Below are 15,825 nucleotides of genomic sequence, written 5' to 3' on the forward strand. Positions count from 1 at the left end.
TGCGTGCATCGATCGGATACCTCTCAGAATGCGAAGTCCAGACGAGGGCCGATGCGAACGTCCCTATATCGCCGCAGCGGCACGTTCGACGTTCGCGCCTCGTACAGCACGGTCGTCGTGAGCGACACATTGCTCGCAAAATTATACTTCAGACCGACGTCTGCCGAATAGAGCTGATCGTGTCGTCCGCGATTGAGCCCGTCGGTGAACCAGTAAGCCTCGAACAGTGGCGTGCTGACAATCGACCATTTGGAATCGAGCTTGACCTCGATACCGAGCACGGCGTCGAAGCGCCAGCGGCGCGCCTCCGCCAGGTCGGAAAATCGATAGGTCAGGAGCAGCAATGGCGAAAACGTCGCGTTGTTGAAGCGGAAGTCGCGGGCAACCGAGCCCATGACATCGTCCGAGGTGAAGGCCAGGTCGCGGTAGATACCGTCAAAATCGTAGCGATGCTCGTAAATGGCGGAGAAACGCCAGCCGTCCCAGTTTTGGGTCAGGCGCCCGCCCATCCGCGCGACGGCAAAATTGCCGTCCTTCTCCCGCGAAAACGCTTCATATTGCGCCCGCGCATAGAGGCGGTACGACAGGTCATTGCTGAGGTTCCCGTCCAGCCGGACGCTCACGTCGGGCACGTAGTAAACGTCCGACTTGCGGTTGTCCCGGCTAAACAGGGCGTTGTCGGTGAAGGTGGGCGCGATGGAACCGACGACGCTCCAGGTGGGTGTGGAGGTGTAAGGTACAGGGGCCGCGATCGTCTTGAACTCGGTGACATCAAGGTCGGCTGCGCCTGCCGTGCTTGCGCCGAGCAGACCAAAGATCGGCAGAAGACTCCTGGACCTTCGCATGGCGTCCCTCGATGGCTGTCGCGTGCATCGGGATTCGCGTCAGGCTGTGACACGATTGTGGCGTGTTAATGTTCTTCGACTAAATCACGGGTTGATCAAATCGATCATCGTTTCGTAAGAGGCCGCTGATGCGGGCCTAGTAATCGACCGCGTCCCTGATGATCGGACAGGTCATGCAATGACCGCCGCCGCGACCACGTCCGAGTTCCGCACCAACGATGGTAATGACCTCGATGCCTTCCTTGCGCAGCAGCGTGTTGGTGTAGGTGTTGCGGTCATAGGCGAACACGACGCCAGGGGATGCGCAGACGAGATTGGCACCGCTATCCCACTGGGTGCGCTCGCGCATATAGGCATTTCCGCCCGTCTCCACCACGCGCAGCTTCTTCAGCCCAAGCGCCTCTGCCACGACCTCGACGAAGGGCTTTTCATCCTTCCGCAGCTCGATGCCTGCGGAGCTGTCGGCCGGACGGTAGGAAAATGCCGCGATATTGTTGACGATGTCCGGATAAAGCAGCACGCAATCGCGATCGGCGAATGTGAAGACCGTATCCAGATGCATCGCCGCTCGAAGCTTGGGCATGGCAGCCACGATCACGCGCTCGGCCGCCTTCTTCTTGAACAGGGCGGCAGCGAGCTGGCTGATGGCCTGCCGCGAGGTGCGCTCGCTCAATCCGATCAGCACGTTACCCTTTCCGATTGGCATCACGTCGCCGCCCTCAAGCGTCGCAAGGCCGTGATCCTGTGTCGGATCGCCCCACCAGACGTTGACCTTGCCGGCGAAATCCGGATGGAATTTATAGATGGCGGCGGCGAGGATAGGCTCTTCGTGGCGCGCCGGCCAGAACAGCGAATTCAGCGTAACCCCTCCGTAGATCCAGCAGGTCGTATCGCGCGTGTACAGGGTGTTGGGAAGGGGCGGCAGAAGATACTCGGTCATGCCGGCCGCTTCCCGGATGAGCCTGAGCGTCTCGCCGCCGCGGGCTTCTGGAAAGTCCTGGGTCGACAATCCGCCGATCAGCGTCTCCGCCAGCTCGCGCGGCTTGAGGCTTTCCAGATAGCCGCGCAGCTCGTCGATCAGGCCGAGGCCAACCTGATTGGGGATCACCTGGTTGTCGAGAATCCACGTCCTCGCCTCCGGAATGGCGACCGTGTCGGCGAGGAGATTGTGCATCTCGACGACTTCGATACCGCGGTCACGCATCTTCTGCACGAAATCGAAATGATCGCGCTTGGCATTGTCGACCCATAGGACGTCGTCGAACAGCAAGGTGTCGCAGTTCGTCGGCGTCAGACGTTGATGAGCCCGCCCCGGCGAACAGACCAGCACCTTGCGCAGCTGGCCGACTTCCGAATGAACACCGAAGGAAATCCCTGCATCCGATGTCTGCTTTGTCATGAGGCCTATCTCCGGAACTGCTCCGCTCAGATCGTGATGTAGCCGGTGGCCAGGCCATGAATGCCGATGACCGCGCCGATCGCAACGACAATGAAGATGATCCACTCGACGAAGGTGAAGACTCTCGCCTTTTGCTCGAGGCGTGCCCACAAATACAGTGCCGTGCCGGGCGCGTAGAGGATGGCCGACAGCAGCAGATATTTCATTCCGGCCGCATAGATCAGGAAGAGCGTGTAGATCAGCGCAATTCCGGTAAAGACCAGCCCGCTTCGACGCTGGTCCGGGCGCTTCTCATAGGTCTCGCCGCGCTTGACCAGCAGGAGCCCGTAGGCAGCGACCAGGAAAAACGGGATCAAATTCATGACGCTCGTCAGATTGAGCATCAGCGAGAAGGCGTCCCGCGACCAGTAGGTGCTGATGACGAAGAGCTGGACGACGATGTTGGTCAGCCACAGCGCCGCCGCCGGGACCTTGTTCTCGTTCTCGGTGCCGAACAGGGCCGGCATATCCCTGGTGCGGCCCGCGGCCGAAAGAACTTCCGTGCAGATCAAGCTCCAGGCGAGATAAGCCCCGAGCACCGAAACTAGAAGTCCGATGCTGACGAAGACCGCGCCCCAATGCCCCACGACGGCCTCCAGCACCGCCGCCATGGACGGCTGTCGCATCTCGGCGATGTCGGCGCGCGGCAGCACGGCGTAGGGCAGCATGGTGACGAGCACCATCAGGCTGGTCACCATCACAAAGCCGATGATCGTCGCCGCGCCGACATGGGATCGCTCCTTGGCATAGCGGGAATAAACGCTGGCGCCCTCGATCCCGAGGAACACGAACACCGTGACCAGCATGGTCGCGCGGATCTGCTCGAAGAGCCCCTTGTCCGGCATGCCCTCGCCGCCCCAGAAATTGTCGCTAAACTGGTCGGCCTTGAAGGCGAAGATCAGGATGACGATAAAGACCACGATCGGCACGATCTTGGCGATGGTCACGATGGTGTTGATCGCGGCGGCCTGTTGCACGCCACGCAGGATCATGAAGTGGAAAAGCCAGATCCCGATCGAGGCAACGATGATCGCGATGACGGTATTGCCGTCACCAAACACAGGAAAGAACGCGCCCAAGGTCGACTTGATCAGGACCCAATACGACACGTTGCCAATGCAGCTTCCCATCCAATAGCCAAGCGCCGACAGGAAGCCGGGATAATCGCCGAAACCTGCTTTCGCGTAGGCGTAGACACCAGCATCGAGTTCAGGCTTTCGCTCCGCCAACGACTGAAACACGCGCGCCAGCGTGTACATGCCACCGCCGGCGATGCACCAGGCCAAGATGGCGCCGAATGGACCGGTTGCGATGCCGAATGTGCGCGGCAGTGAGAAGATGCCGGAACCGACCATGGAGCCGACCACCATGGCCGTCAGAGCAAACAGCGAAAGCTTCTGGATCGACGGCGTCGCGCTCATGTGAAGGCCTCGAACCGCGAGTGATGGTCGGCGCTGCGGCCGCTACGCTCGTTGGAACCCGGACGATGCGCCGTGGAGCGCGCATGGCCAATCAGGTGATCACCTAGTCGAGGTCCGGGATTACCCTCACTGCCCACACGCTCTCAGGCCGCGAACGAAGAGCCGGAAGCGTCGGCCGGCTCCTTTCCGCCAAACCAGGCCACATACAGTGTCGGCAGGAAGACCAGGGTCAGACCGGTCGCAACCAGCAGGCCGCCCATGATCGCAAAGGCCATCGGCCCCCAGAACACCGTTGGAGCAATCGGGATCATGCCGAGAACGGTGGAGACGGCCGTCAGCATGATTGGACGAAAGCGGGAACTGCTGGCATCCACCGCGGCCTGCCAGGGCGCCTTCCCCAGTGAACGCTCCGCCTCGATCTGGCCGATCAGGATGACCGCGTTCTTGCTGATCATGCCGAGCAGCGCAAGCACACCGAGAATGGCGACGAAGCCCAACGGCCGGCCCGACAACAGCAGCGCTGCGACGACGCCGATCAGACCGAGCGGTGCAACGCTGACGACCATCAACAATCGCGGAAAGCTCTGCAACTGGGCCATCAGGACCGTGAACATGACGAACAGCATCACAGGCACCACCGCCATGACCGACGCCTGCGAATTCCGGCTTTCCTCCACCGTGCCACCGACCACGACGCGGTTTGAAGCCGGCAGCGCCGTCTTCAGCTTTGCCATGGCCGCGGCCTGCCTGTTGACGACCGTCTCCGGCAGCACACGGTCGGCAATGGCGGCCCGAACCGTGAGCGTGGGCACGCGATCTCGTCGCCAGATCAGCGGAAACTCCTGATCATACTCGAACGATGCAAACTGGCTCAATGGAACGGTTCGCCCGCCCGCGATCGGCATCTGCAACGTGCGTAAGCTCGCCAGCGAGACGCGCTGTTCATCGGTTGCGCGGACCACCACATCGACCAGGTAGATATCGTCCCGCACCTGCGTGACCGGCGTGCCGGATATCACGGTGTTCAGAACGGTGGAAATCGTCTGCGAACTGAGGCCGAGCAGGCGGGCCTCGTCCTGGTTGACGCGAATCCGCACCTGGCGATCGGGCTCCATCCAGTCGAAATTCACGCTCTTGGCGGCCGGATCGGCCCCGACGATCCGTGCGACCTCGAGCGCGATGTCGCGCACCCGCTCGACGTCCGGACCGCTGACGCGATACTGCAGTGGCCATCCGACCGGGGGACCGAGGCCGAGTGGAGACACCGACGAGATCGCGTTCGGAAACTCATCGGCGAGGAATCGTTCCAGCTTGCCATGCAGCCGCACACGCGCCCCAATGTCTCTGGCGACGACGACGGCCTGCGTAAAGAAGTCGTTCGGCAATTCGACGCTGAGCGGCAGATAGAACCGGATCGCACCGCGCCCGACATAGGTGCTCCAATGCGCGACATCGGGATCGCCCGTGAGCATCTTGTCCAGACGCTTTGCCGCGGTTTCGCTGGCAAAAATCGATGCATTTTGCGGCAGGCTGAGATCGACCAGCAGTTCCGGCCGATCGGAGGACGGAAAGAATTGTTGCGGAATGAGCGGCAGCGCGAGCACGGAGGCGGCGAACAGCGCGGCCGTCCCACCGAGGGTCACCCACTTGGCGCGGATCGCCGATATCAGGAATCGTCGATACAGCCGGAACACCCGTCCGGGAGCCGCAGCGCCCTTCTGCTTGGGCGGGACAAGGACGGCAACGCCGAGCAGTGGCGCGAAGATCACCGCGACGAACCAGGACGCCAATAGCGCGATCGCGACCACAGCGAACAGCGAGAACGTGTATTCGCTCGCGGCGCTGGCAGCAAAACCGACCGGAATGAAGCCCGCGATTGTCACGAGCGTCCCCGCAAGCATGGCAAGCGCGTGGGTCCGGAACGCGTAGCTGGCGGCCTCGACCTTGCTGTCCCCCAACGCCAGGCGAACGAGCGTGGCATCCGTCGTCGTCATGGCATCATCGACCAGCAGGGCAAGCGCAATGATCAGGGCGCCGAGCGATATGCGCTGCATGTCGATCTGAAGGACCGCCATGACCGGAAACACGACCGCGAGCGTGAGCGGGATCGCCAGCGCGATGATCAGGCCCGGACGAACGCCGAGGCTGCTGAAGCTCACGACCAGAATGATGGCGATCGCCTGCAACAACGAGGTCATGAACTCGCCGACCGCCTTGCCCACGACGACGGCCTGGTCGGCCACCAGGCTAGGCTCGATCCCGATCGGCAGATCAGCGGTGATCCGCGCCATCGCCGCCTTGACGTTCCTGCCGAGTGCGAGAATGTCGCCGCCGTCGCGCATGGCAATGGCAAGCCCGATCGCCGGACGGCCATTGATTCGGAACAGCGGCTGGGGTGGATCGACGTAGCCCCGCCGCACCATCGCAAGGTCACTCAGGCGCAGCATGCGACCGCCTGCGGCGAAGTTGATATCGGCGATGTCCTGCTCGGACAGGAAGCTGCCCGACACCCGCAGCGATATCCGCTCGGTGCCGGTCTGAATCGTTCCCGCCGGCATCACGATGTTCTGCGCCCGCAACGCCGCAATCAGAGCCGTGCGATCGACGCCGAGATTTGCAAGCTCCTGCTTGGAGAACTCGACGAAGATCACTTCCTCCCCTGCGCCCAGCAGCTCGATCTTCGCGACATCCGGTACAGCCAGGAGCTGCGAACGGATCGCCTCGACCCGGTCACGCAGCTCGCGTTGCGCGAAGCCATCGCTGGTAAAGCCGTAGACGATGCCAAAGGTGTCGCCGAAATCGTCGTCGAAGAACGGCCCGACGACACCGGCAGGCAGCGTATGGCGAATGTCGCCGATCGTCTTCCGTACGTGGTACCAGGTATCGGAGACATCCCGCGCATTGGCGCTTCCCTTGAGGTTCACGAAGATGGTCGTGAGGCCTGGCCGGGTGAAGCTGCGCAGGAAATCCAGATGCGGGGTCTCCTGCAATTGGCGCTCGAGGCGCTCGGTCAGCTGCTTCATCGTCTCGTCGGCCGTCGCCCCCGGCCAGACGGCATGAACGACCATGGTCCGGATCGTGAAAGCCGGATCCTCGTTCCGGCCCAGCCGGAAATATGACAGGACGCCGGCGGCCACCGCTATCAGCATGAGGTAGACGACCAGCGAGCGTCGCCCCAGTGCCCATTCCGAAAGGTTGAATCCGCTCATCGCCCCGATCCGAGCACGCGCACCTTCTGGCCTTGATGAAGTGCCTGAACGCCCGCAGTGACGACGATCTCGCCGGCATCAAGCCCTTGCGCGACGATCACCTGCGCCTGGTCGAACCGCAGCACGTCGACGTTCCGCACTGAGACCGTATTGGCCGAGGGATCAAAGACCCAGACGGCCGGCTGTTGATTCATCCTGGTCAGCGCGGTTGCGGGAATGCCGATCATCGGGCCGGAGTTCGCCTCGGCGCGCCCGACCACGGTCGCCCCGAGCCGCATCGCAGCCGGCGGATCGGTAAGGCCCACCTTGACCTCGAAGGTCCGCGTGACCGGGTTGGCCTGGGCGGCGACCTGCCGGACGCGCCCTTGCGCCGTCACTGCCGGATCGTCCGTGAGCGCGACCGTTACCTGCAGATTGGCAGGCGCCGCTCTCACCAGTTGGGCGGGCACATCGAAGACCGCATCGCGACCGTCCTGGCGAGCGATCTTCGCGATCGTCTGTCCGGCCTGGACAACCTCGCCGGCGGCGGGGCCGGTTTCGGTGACCTTGCCCGGCGCATCGGCGCGCAGCTCGGTAAAGCCGACTTGATCGTGGGCGGCGTTCAACTGGGCTTCGGCCATATCGAGCTGCGATTGGGCGGTCTGCTGCGCCTGCGTCGCGGCTTCGAAGTTGGCGCGGGTGGTCCAGCCCTGCGCTAGCAGCGTCTGCTGACGCTCGAAATGATTGCGGGCCTGAGTGAGCTGGCCTTGCGCAGCAGCAAGCGCCGCCTGCGCCTGGCGTAGCGCGTTCGCTTCGTTCTGCGATTCCAGTTGCGCCAGAAGCTGGCCGGCCTGGACGCGATCACCAAGCCGGGTGTTGTTCGAAAGCAGCCGCCCGCCGATTCGAAATGCAATGCTGACCTCGTCCTCCGCCTCGATACGCCCGGTAAACGTGAACGGCGTCAGCTGCTCGCGCTTCTCGACCGTGGTCGTGCGAACCGGACGTGGCGCCGGGGGCGTGTCCTCCACCGGGTCCCTTTCACAGGCGGCTACCAGCAGCGTGGCGACCGCTGCGACAAGCGCGATATTCAGCGGCCGCATCGGCATGACATGATCATCGGTCAACTGCTCCACTGACGATCTTGGCGATAGATCATCTCCCTTCCATCGGTAAATCTACTGAGCCATCACCGATGCAATCGTGGTCCGTAGAACCTTCCAGCAGCAGTCAGAAGATTCCCAGGGCAACGTCAGGCAATCACCCGATACCGGGGACGCCGCAAGCGGTGCATTAAGGCTGCGCCTGCTCCCGCCGCGGCGCGTTCGCCAAAGCAGCAGGTGGCAAGGGAACCGGCCGCTCAGGCTCCGAATGATTCACACGACGATAGGAGGATCGACATGAGAAAGCTGGCTTTGCTGTCCGCGGCCATCTTCATTGCGCTCAGCGCGATGGGTTCAACGACGCCCGTACAAGCGCAGGATCTGGCATGGTGCTCGAAGATCAAGGGAATGCTCAACTGCATGTATGAGACCCGCTCCCAATGCCGCGCATCGGTCAGCGGACGGCAGGGCACCTGCGTGCAAAATCGCCGCCGCTGACGGCAGCGCTCAGTCCGATATCGGCCGGGCGGCGTAAATGACGTGCTGTTGGTTGTCGTACGCCACCCGGATTCGGCATGAATGCCGCAACTGTGCCTGCCCCATCGGGACATTCTTCCGCCAACGCCCGGGGTTTCCTCCAATCGCGGCGGGTCTCCTTGCACGGTAGCATCGACTGCTCCGGTTCGCATTTGGATCAACGGGAGGTGTCAATGTCCGATCTTGTCGCGATCGTGTATCCGTCGGAAGCAAAGGCAGAAGAAGTCCGCCAGCAGCTATTCAAGCTGCAGAAGGAATATCTGATCACAATCAGCGACGCCGTGATTGCCGTGAAGACGGACGCGGGTGGCATCAAGCTCAATCAACTCGTCAATACCACTGCCATGGGCGCAATGACGGGAAGCTTCTGGGGCCTTCTCATCGGCGTCCTGTTCCTGAACCCAATCCTCGGAGTCGCGGTGGGCGCCGCGTCCGGCGCGCTCGGCGGCGCGCTCTCGGACTTCGGCATCGACGACGCCTTCATGAAGAGCCTGTCGACCAGCCTCCAGCCTGGCAACGCAGCCTTGTTCGTCCTGATCAAGCACATGACGGCGGACAAGGTGATCAATGAGATCAAGAGCGCCGGCGGCGTTGTGCTCAAGACGTCACTCGACGAGACGAAGGAGAAGCTCCTCCGCGATGCGCTGACGAGTGCCGTGGAGCGGCCGGCGGCCTGAAGCCGCCGTTCCTTCCTGTCTCAGCCTGTCTCAGCGCCGGCCGCCCGCAAGCCGCAGCAGCATCATGAAGAGGTTGATGAAATTCAGATAGAGCGACAGCGCCGCGATAACCGACTTGCGACCCGCAGAGGTATGGTCATCCGCGCTGTCGTACATCGCCTTGATCCGCTGCGTGTCGTAGGCCGTAAGCCCGGCAAATACGCCGACGCCAACGATCGAGATCAGCCAGTCGAGCGCGGTCGAGGACAGAAAGATATTGATCAGGCTTGCGATGATGACGCCGATCAACCCCATGAACAGGAACGTGCCGAGCCCGGAGAGATCGCGTCGCGTCGTATACCCGAAGGCGCTGAGCGCTCCGAAACTCGCGGCGGCGATGAAGAAGACCCGGGCAATCGACGAGTTCGTGTAGATGTGGAATAACGTCGAGAGCGATACGCCGACCAAGGCGGCGTAGAGGAAGAACAGCAGCCGTGCCGTTGACACGGACAGCGTATTGATGCGCGAGCCGATGAAGAAAACCAGCCCCAGCGGCGCCAGAATGAAGACCCACATCAATGGGCTCTGCAGCAGCGCCGGGCCTGTGAGCTGATAAGTCAGCCAGGCCACGACGGCGGTCAAGCCGACGCCTGCGGCCATGTGAGCGTAGATGCGCAGCATGTATTGATGCAGGCCAGCGTCCACCGCAAATGCGCCGCCAGCCGTCTCCGCCGCAGTCAGATTTTGATCGAAATTTGACACATCCGCCTCCTCTGAACTTCGCCGAGGGAGGCGACATTAATCCTCGGGCTTCCGGAACAGCATCGGACAATCACCCGAATGCCGCCCGTGGAAATTACCCTTCTTTGTCGCAACTGGGGGCATCGCAGGGATGCTGCACATTACCGATACGAGAGCTTGGAACTACGTCTAAGCCCTTTGGCGTACGCTCCTTACAGCTTTGTCACTTGGAAGCCGGGTGGGTCGCGATCTAACTCAATGCCATGCGCTTCTTCTTTCACATCGCCGACAGATACGGCCTCTTTCCCGACGGGATCGGACAGGACTGCCGAGATCACGATGCAGCCATCCTGCACGCCAGACGCCTCGCCGCTGAGCTCGCCAAGGCCGGTGAATTCTGCCGCGGCAGCGTCGTGCTTGTGGCCAGCCCGCCGCAGACGGCATGCGGAGCCCCGGGCGGCGGCTGATTTTTCTGCCCTCACCACCTACAGAGAATCCCTGATGTGCGCATGCGGCAGACACTTCTAAGGTCGTCCGCAGGGGCCGGTCGGCAGATGCGACCAGCACCGCGCTGCGGATTGGGAGACCATTCTCCGTCATGGCGTCTTCGTCGAACGAGGCCAATCAAGAGCTTTCCCGCAACGCGTTGATTGCGCTTGTGATCGGATCGATGGTGGGATCCGGCATCTTCGCCCTGCCGGCGGCGTTCGGACGTGCCACTGGCGCCTTCGGTGCGATCATCGCATGGATCATCGCAGGGACGGGCATGCTCATGCTGGCGCTCGTTTTCCAGTCGCTGTCGCAGCGCAAACCGGAGCTGGATGCCGGCATTTACGCCTACGCCAAAGCCGGATTCGGCGACTACATCGGATTCGCGTCCGCGGCCGGCTACTGGATCGGCTGCTGTCTTGCCGACGTCGCCTGCCTCATTCTGATCAAGGCCACACTCGGGCAGTTCTTTCCGATCTTTGGCGACGGTACGACGCCGACGGCCATTGCATCGGCGACACTGCTTTTGTGGAGTGTGCACTTTGTCGTGCTGCGGGGCATCAGGGGCGCGGCCAGGCTCAACACGATTGCAACCTTCGCAAAGATCGTTCCGATACTCCTGTTCATCGTCGTGGCGGCGTTCGTCCTCGATCGCGAGCTGTTGGTGCAGAATTTCTGGGGAACAGAGCCGCCGAGTATCAGACAGGTGCTGAGCCAGGTGCGCTCTACGATGCTGCTCACCGTATTCGTGTTCGTCGGCGTCGAAGGCGCGAGCGTCTATTCGCGCTACGCCAGGAATCGCGCCGACATCGGCATTGCGACGGTGGTGGGCTTTCTGAGCGTTCTCTGCCTGCTCGTCCTGGTGACACTGCTGTCCTACGGCGTGTTGCCGCGGAACGAGCTGGCGGATCTTTCGACGCCGTCGATGGCTGGCGTGATGGAAACAATGGTCGGGCGCTGGGGCAGCGTGTTCATCAGCCTGGCCCTGTTGATCTCGATCCTCGGCAACTATCTGTCCTGGTCGCTGCTCGCCGCGGAGATCCTGCATTCGGCGGCGATGCACCACACGATGCCGTCCTTTCTCGCGCGCGAGAATGCGAACAAGGTGCCTGTCGGTGCGCTCTGGCTGACCAACTGTGTGATCCAGGCATTCCTGCTCGTCAGCTGGTTCGCCGAATATGCCTTCACGCTCGCACTGAAGATGACGAGTGCGATGACGCTGATTCCCTACGTTCTCGTCGCGGCCTATGGCCTCAAGCTCGCATCGACCGGCGAGACCTATTACGCCGGCGAGCGCGCTCGCACGACCGATTGGATCCGCGCCGCCGTTGCGACGCTCTACGCCGCCGCGATGATCTACGCCGGCGGACCGAAGTTTCTCCTGCTGTCCTCGATCCTCTACGCGCCCGGAACCTTGCTGTTCCTGATGGCCAAACGCGAGCGCAAGGAAAGCACATTCACGAGAACCGAAGCCATCTTGTTTGCGGCGGTCGCAATCGCGGCGGGCGGCGGAGTCTATGGGCTCGCCGTCGGTGCCCTTTCGATCTGACCCAGCGTCTTTGATTGTAGGGAGGCGAACATGAACATGACGATCACGCGTTGCAGCTTGCTCCTTGCCGGGTTGCTGGCCGTCGCGGCGCCGCCCACCGTCACGCTCGCGCAATCGAAGGACGACAGCGCGGCGATGGCAAAGGAGACCGGCACCGCCACATCCAAAAAGGAGGCGCCGCCGAACACCAACACCAATCCGACAAAGCACCGGTACTGGCGTCATCGCGGCGGCAGACACCCGCATTATGGCAGCCGCCGCCTCCGCACCTGAGACATCGTAGGGGCCCCTTCAATGGATCAACCTGACGGCGATTCCGGCATGCGCTCCGAAAAGCACCGAGAGCTCCCTCGGCACGAGATCGCTGTCGACGAGCCCGGAGAGGCCGGAAGGCCAAGTCTGCTGGCCGTCGGTCTCACCCTGCTCGCCGCCGGCGTCGCTTTATTCCTGATCTGGCAAATGGTCTCCAGCCTTCTGATTGTCTTTGCCGGGGTGTTGTTCGCCGCCTTTCTGGACGCATTGGCGCGAGCTTTGGCGCCGGTCCTTCCACTCAAACGAGCCTGGCGGTTGACGCTCGTTGTCTTGCTTCTGTCCGCGCTCTCTTGTTTCGGCCTCGCCTGGGGCGCGCGCAAGCTGCCGGAACAGACGCGCCTGCTTCTGAAAGTGATGGATGCGCAGGTTGATCTGCTCCAGGGGCACCTGCTGTCGTATGGCGTGGACCTGCTCGGCCCGGAATGGGGCCGCGACTTTGCACAATGGCTGTTCGCCGATCAGGGCCGGTTCTTCAGCCACGCTCAGTTTCTGCTCGGCGGAGCATCGAGCCTTCTGACCGCCGTGCTGGTGATCCTGTTCCTCGGCATTCTGTTCGCTTTCGATCCCACCGGCCACCGCGAAAGCGTGATCGCGCTGGTCAGGCATTCCCATCGCGCCCGTGCGCGCGCCGTGATGGACGAGATGGGCAACGTCATGCGGCTGTGGTTCGTCGGACAATTGATCCGCATCATGCTGATGACGTTGTGCGTGTGGCTCGCGCTCTATCTCATCGGGCTGCCCGGTCCCTTCGTGCTTGGACTTCAGGCAGGTCTGTCGAACTTCATTCCCTATCTCGGGCCGATCGTTGCCGCGATCCCGATCGCGCTCGTCGCGATGCCGCTCGGCGCATCGCTCCTGATCTGGGCGGTCGCCGTGTACACTATCATCCAGTCGATCGAAGGCTACGTGATCGGCCCACTGATCCAGCGCCAGGCAGTCGAGACCCCGCCGGCGTGGACACTGGTTGCGATCGTCCTTCTCGGCGCTCAGTTCGGCGTCATGGGCGTCGCAGTCGCGATGCCGCTGGTTGCGATCGGTCGGGTTGCGATCGTCAGGTTCTATGTCGAGGACTATTTGGGCGGCGATCCCAAGCCGCCATCAATTGCGAGCGAGCAGCCATGAGCGAGTTTGAAGCGCAGCCGAGTGATGCCCCGGCGCGTTCGACGACGGCGCGTTTCCTGTGGCAGCAACTCCCCTACATCGTCGCGCTGCTGCTCGCCATCGTCGGCGTTGCCTACACCAACGTCTCGCACCAGCCGTTGACCGGCTATTGGGAGTTTCTGGCGCTCGCCATCGGCGTGGTCTGCGTTGTCACCAAGTGGCCGGAGATCGAGGGCAAGGAGGGCCAGATCCGGTTGATCTGGACGCAGGCCCTGCACTGGATCGCAGTCCTGATCACGATGAACATCATGCTGGTCTCCGGCGTGCAGCAGTTGCTTCCGACCCCTGCAACGGGGCTCGTCCTGCTGACGTTGCTCGCGCTCGGCACGTTCCTTGCGGGCTTGAGCCTGCTGTCGTTGCAGATCGCCTTCCTTGGCCTTGCAATGGGCGCCGCCGTTCCGGCGATATCATGGCTGAAGCAATCCATCTTCTTCTTCCTGCTCGGGGCGGTGCTGCTGATTGGCCTCGCCATCTCGTTCTGGTGGCGCCAGGACGGCAGCCCCGCGCAGAGCGCCGCCAGGGACATCACGAGCCAACGGGAGGATTGAATGCAAGCGTTGCGATATCTTGCCGCCATCGGCGCATCCGTCGTTCTTTGCGCCGTCACCTCGCCCGCGCAAGCCGAGAGATTCAGGGTCGGCAGGCTCCTGTGCTTCTCGGAGCCACGCGTCGGACTGGTGCTTGGATCGACGCAGGCGCTGCGTTGCGTGTTCAACGCGCTGCGCCCGCCCCGGCAGTACGTCTACGAAGGACGGATACGGCGCGTCGGCGTTGATATCGGCGTGACCAGCGCCGGCGCGCTATCCTGGGCCGTCTTCGCCAGGAACTCGCGGATAGGCCCCGGCACGTTGCGCGGCAGTTACGTCGGCGCGAGCGGAAATTTTGCATTCGGTCCCGGCCTCGGCGCCAACGTCCTGGTCGGCGGCTCGCGGAGGAGCGTGATGCTGCAGCCGATCTCGGTCGAACGCTCGATCGGGCTCAATCTCGCGGCTGGCGTGACTCATCTGACATTGGGACCGCGAGGCGGGCTCTGATCCCGCCGTCTTGCTCCCGCGGTTCGGTCTGCTCTTGATGCCGGTCCGCGCAGGGAGAGGATGAGAACATTCCCGGCCTGCCGCTCAGGGTTTCGTCCGATGTCGGCGTCGGGTGTTCGAAGTTAGGATCCGATGCATGCTCGATCGGGCCGTAACCGCCCAGGAGGATCGCATGACAGTGTATGACAGTCGCGGGAGTCTCGATGCCGTGGTTGCTCCGCCGCTGTGGGTTTGTGCGCTCCTCGGCGTCGTCCTGATCGCCGCCGGCCTTTTCGCGCTGGGCGACCTTGCCTTCGCCACCGTCGTCAGTGTCAAGCTCATCGGGCTCACCGCGATCGCCGCCGGCGCATTCGAGATTGCCCACGCCTTCTGGACCAAGGGATGGGGCGGGTTCCTTTGGCAAGTCGTGCTCGGCGCGCTCTACCTCGCCTTCGGTGTCGTGCTGCTCACCCAGCCGGTCTCGGGCGCGCTGATCCTGACCTATTTCCTCGGCGCGGTGCTGTTCGCTTCGGGTGTCATTCGATGCGTGCTGAGCTTTGCCTATTGGCGGCAGAACGGATGGATGATGCTGATCTCGGGCGTCTTCGCGGTGATCGCCGGCGTGCTGGTCCTGTTCGGCTTCCCCACCATCAGCGCTTGGGCTCTCGGCTTCCTGTTGGGCGTCGACCTGATTGCCCATGGCCTGGCATGGCTGCTCTATGCGCTGCAATCGGTGCGAACGACCGGATAACAGAGGAGAGAACAACCATGGATGCTCCCAGTCGCCGCGTCTTCCTCAGCCTTGCGATGAACGCTATTGCCGCCACCGCGATCGGAGCGTCCGGCGCGCACCTCATCGGTGTTGCGAACGCAATGCCGGTCGATCCCGATCTCTCTCGGGCCGGTCGGGCACCGGAGGATCGCGCCATCCCGGTGCAATGGGGACCTCCGCCGCGACCCGGCTGGGGCCCGTCTCGTCCTGGCTGGGGCCCGCGACCGCGCCGGCGCCGCCGCTGGGTTTGCTGGTGGCATCGTGGGCGCCGTCATTGCGGTTGGCGCTGGTAGTCCGAAGGGGGCGAGGAAATGGTACGCAACAAGAACCAATGGCTCCTCATCGCCGTGCTGGCAGTGCTTTTCCTCGGCGCGAGCTGGTTCTGCCTGTCAGTCTGGAGGGCAACGCCCTCGATGCCGCCCTACGGGAACATCGTGCTGGCGGCGGCTGCGATCCTCGTTCTGGTGCTCGGCTGCGGCCTGATCGCGCTGATGTTCTACAGCCATCGCAAGGGCTACGACGAGCCGGCGCGCAGCAACCGAACCGCGCGGGACTAGCACAGCCCGTCGAACGGCGGAGGTCCGACGCCGGCAGTTCCGAGCC

Annotated in this window: 16 protein-coding genes; 9 read left to right on the plus strand and 7 right to left on the minus strand. The window is 62.9% G+C overall.

What is annotated here, in order from left to right; all coding sequences use genetic code 11:
• Positions 1-23: 23 nt before the first annotated feature.
• From GA0061098_RS25200 to GA0061098_RS25220, 5 genes are all read right to left on the minus strand, one after another.
• On the minus strand, positions 24-845 hold the full coding sequence (locus GA0061098_RS25200; RefSeq protein ID WP_091962795.1) for an outer membrane beta-barrel protein: 822 nt from the start codon (positions 843-845) through the stop codon (positions 24-26).
• Between the two features lie 136 nt (positions 846-981).
• On the minus strand, positions 982-2,244 hold the full coding sequence (arcA, locus tag GA0061098_RS25205) for an arginine deiminase (RefSeq protein ID WP_091962798.1): 1,263 nt from the start codon (positions 2,242-2,244) through the stop codon (positions 982-984).
• Between the two features lie 26 nt (positions 2,245-2,270).
• The gene (locus tag GA0061098_RS25210; protein WP_091962801.1) at positions 2,271-3,704 is read right to left on the minus strand and encodes a basic amino acid/polyamine antiporter; all 1,434 of its coding nucleotides are present in this window, start codon (positions 3,702-3,704) and stop codon (positions 2,271-2,273) included.
• Positions 3,705-3,847: 143 nt separating this feature from the next.
• Positions 3,848-6,913, minus strand: a complete 3,066-nt coding sequence (locus GA0061098_RS25215; RefSeq protein WP_091962805.1) for an efflux RND transporter permease subunit — start codon at positions 6,911-6,913, stop codon at positions 3,848-3,850.
• The gene (locus GA0061098_RS25220) at positions 6,910-8,016 is read right to left on the minus strand and encodes an efflux RND transporter periplasmic adaptor subunit (RefSeq protein ID WP_091963162.1); all 1,107 of its coding nucleotides are present in this window, start codon (positions 8,014-8,016) and stop codon (positions 6,910-6,912) included. Before GA0061098_RS25220 ends, GA0061098_RS25215 begins: the two co-directional genes overlap by 4 nt.
• A 273-nt stretch (positions 8,017-8,289) precedes the next feature.
• Between GA0061098_RS25220 and GA0061098_RS25225 the strand changes: the two genes are divergently transcribed.
• The gene (locus GA0061098_RS25225; protein ID WP_018318095.1) at positions 8,290-8,490 is read left to right on the plus strand and encodes a DUF3551 domain-containing protein; all 201 of its coding nucleotides are present in this window, start codon (positions 8,290-8,292) and stop codon (positions 8,488-8,490) included.
• Positions 8,491-8,702: 212 nt separating this feature from the next.
• Entirely contained in the window at positions 8,703-9,206 is a 504-nt protein-coding gene (locus tag GA0061098_RS25230) for a DUF1269 domain-containing protein (RefSeq protein WP_028143792.1), read from the plus strand.
• Between the two features lie 30 nt (positions 9,207-9,236).
• Here the strand turns inward: GA0061098_RS25230 and GA0061098_RS25235 are convergent, their stop codons facing one another.
• On the minus strand, positions 9,237-9,947 hold the full coding sequence (locus GA0061098_RS25235; RefSeq protein ID WP_091962808.1) for a Bax inhibitor-1/YccA family protein: 711 nt from the start codon (positions 9,945-9,947) through the stop codon (positions 9,237-9,239).
• A gap of 191 nt (positions 9,948-10,138) precedes the next feature.
• The gene (locus GA0061098_RS45155) at positions 10,139-10,411 is read right to left on the minus strand and encodes a hypothetical protein (RefSeq protein WP_165637588.1); all 273 of its coding nucleotides are present in this window, start codon (positions 10,409-10,411) and stop codon (positions 10,139-10,141) included.
• A gap of 113 nt (positions 10,412-10,524) precedes the next feature.
• Between GA0061098_RS45155 and GA0061098_RS25245 the strand changes: the two genes are divergently transcribed.
• The 7 genes from GA0061098_RS25245 (at position 10,525) to GA0061098_RS25275 (ending at position 15,779) form a co-directional block, all read left to right on the plus strand.
• On the plus strand, positions 10,525-11,964 hold the full coding sequence (locus tag GA0061098_RS25245; RefSeq protein WP_091962815.1) for a basic amino acid/polyamine antiporter: 1,440 nt from the start codon (positions 10,525-10,527) through the stop codon (positions 11,962-11,964).
• A gap of 30 nt (positions 11,965-11,994) precedes the next feature.
• Positions 11,995-12,237 carry a hypothetical protein gene (locus GA0061098_RS25250; protein ID WP_091962818.1) on the plus strand — a complete coding sequence of 81 codons (243 nt, stop codon included), beginning with the start codon at positions 11,995-11,997 and terminating at the stop codon, positions 12,235-12,237.
• Positions 12,238-12,285: 48 nt separating this feature from the next.
• Positions 12,286-13,398 carry an AI-2E family transporter gene (locus tag GA0061098_RS25255; protein ID WP_091963165.1) on the plus strand — a complete coding sequence of 371 codons (1,113 nt, stop codon included), beginning with the start codon at positions 12,286-12,288 and terminating at the stop codon, positions 13,396-13,398.
• On the plus strand, positions 13,395-13,985 hold the full coding sequence (locus GA0061098_RS25260) for a hypothetical protein (RefSeq protein ID WP_091962821.1): 591 nt from the start codon (positions 13,395-13,397) through the stop codon (positions 13,983-13,985). The genes GA0061098_RS25255 and GA0061098_RS25260 overlap by 4 nt, the downstream gene beginning before the upstream one ends.
• Entirely contained in the window at positions 13,986-14,471 is a 486-nt protein-coding gene (locus GA0061098_RS25265; protein ID WP_091962823.1) for a DUF992 domain-containing protein, read from the plus strand.
• A 172-nt stretch (positions 14,472-14,643) separates the two neighbouring features.
• A complete protein-coding gene (locus GA0061098_RS25270; RefSeq protein ID WP_018318104.1) occupies positions 14,644-15,201 on the plus strand; it encodes an HdeD family acid-resistance protein in 558 nt (185 codons plus the stop codon).
• Positions 15,202-15,533: 332 nt separating this feature from the next.
• Entirely contained in the window at positions 15,534-15,779 is a 246-nt protein-coding gene (locus tag GA0061098_RS25275) for a hypothetical protein (RefSeq protein WP_091962830.1), read from the plus strand.
• The last annotated feature ends 46 nt before the right edge of the window (positions 15,780-15,825 follow it).

The organism is Bradyrhizobium shewense (genome assembly GCF_900094605.1).
GTDB lineage: Bacteria > Pseudomonadota > Alphaproteobacteria > Rhizobiales > Xanthobacteraceae > Bradyrhizobium > Bradyrhizobium shewense.

Coding starts and splice junctions, on each gene's coding strand:
- GA0061098_RS25200 (WP_091962795.1), bottom strand. CDS start 845: ATGCGAAGGTCCAGGAGTCTTCTGCCGATCTTTGGTCTGCTCGGCGCA.
- arcA (WP_091962798.1), bottom strand. CDS start 2,244: ATGACAAAGCAGACATCGGATGCAGGGATTTCCTTCGGTGTTCATTCG.
- GA0061098_RS25210 (WP_091962801.1), bottom strand. CDS start 3,704: ATGAGCGCGACGCCGTCGATCCAGAAGCTTTCGCTGTTTGCTCTGACG.
- GA0061098_RS25215 (WP_091962805.1), bottom strand. CDS start 6,913: ATGAGCGGATTCAACCTTTCGGAATGGGCACTGGGGCGACGCTCGCTG.
- GA0061098_RS25225 (WP_018318095.1), top strand. CDS start 8,290: ATGAGAAAGCTGGCTTTGCTGTCCGCGGCCATCTTCATTGCGCTCAGC.
- GA0061098_RS25230 (WP_028143792.1), top strand. CDS start 8,703: ATGTCCGATCTTGTCGCGATCGTGTATCCGTCGGAAGCAAAGGCAGAA.
- GA0061098_RS25245 (WP_091962815.1), top strand. CDS start 10,525: ATGGCGTCTTCGTCGAACGAGGCCAATCAAGAGCTTTCCCGCAACGCG.
- GA0061098_RS25250 (WP_091962818.1), top strand. CDS start 11,995: ATGAACATGACGATCACGCGTTGCAGCTTGCTCCTTGCCGGGTTGCTG.
- GA0061098_RS25255 (WP_091963165.1), top strand. CDS start 12,286: ATGCGCTCCGAAAAGCACCGAGAGCTCCCTCGGCACGAGATCGCTGTC.
- GA0061098_RS25260 (WP_091962821.1), top strand. CDS start 13,395: ATGAGCGAGTTTGAAGCGCAGCCGAGTGATGCCCCGGCGCGTTCGACG.
- GA0061098_RS25265 (WP_091962823.1), top strand. CDS start 13,986: ATGCAAGCGTTGCGATATCTTGCCGCCATCGGCGCATCCGTCGTTCTT.
- GA0061098_RS25270 (WP_018318104.1), top strand. CDS start 14,644: ATGACAGTGTATGACAGTCGCGGGAGTCTCGATGCCGTGGTTGCTCCG.
- GA0061098_RS25275 (WP_091962830.1), top strand. CDS start 15,534: ATGGTACGCAACAAGAACCAATGGCTCCTCATCGCCGTGCTGGCAGTG.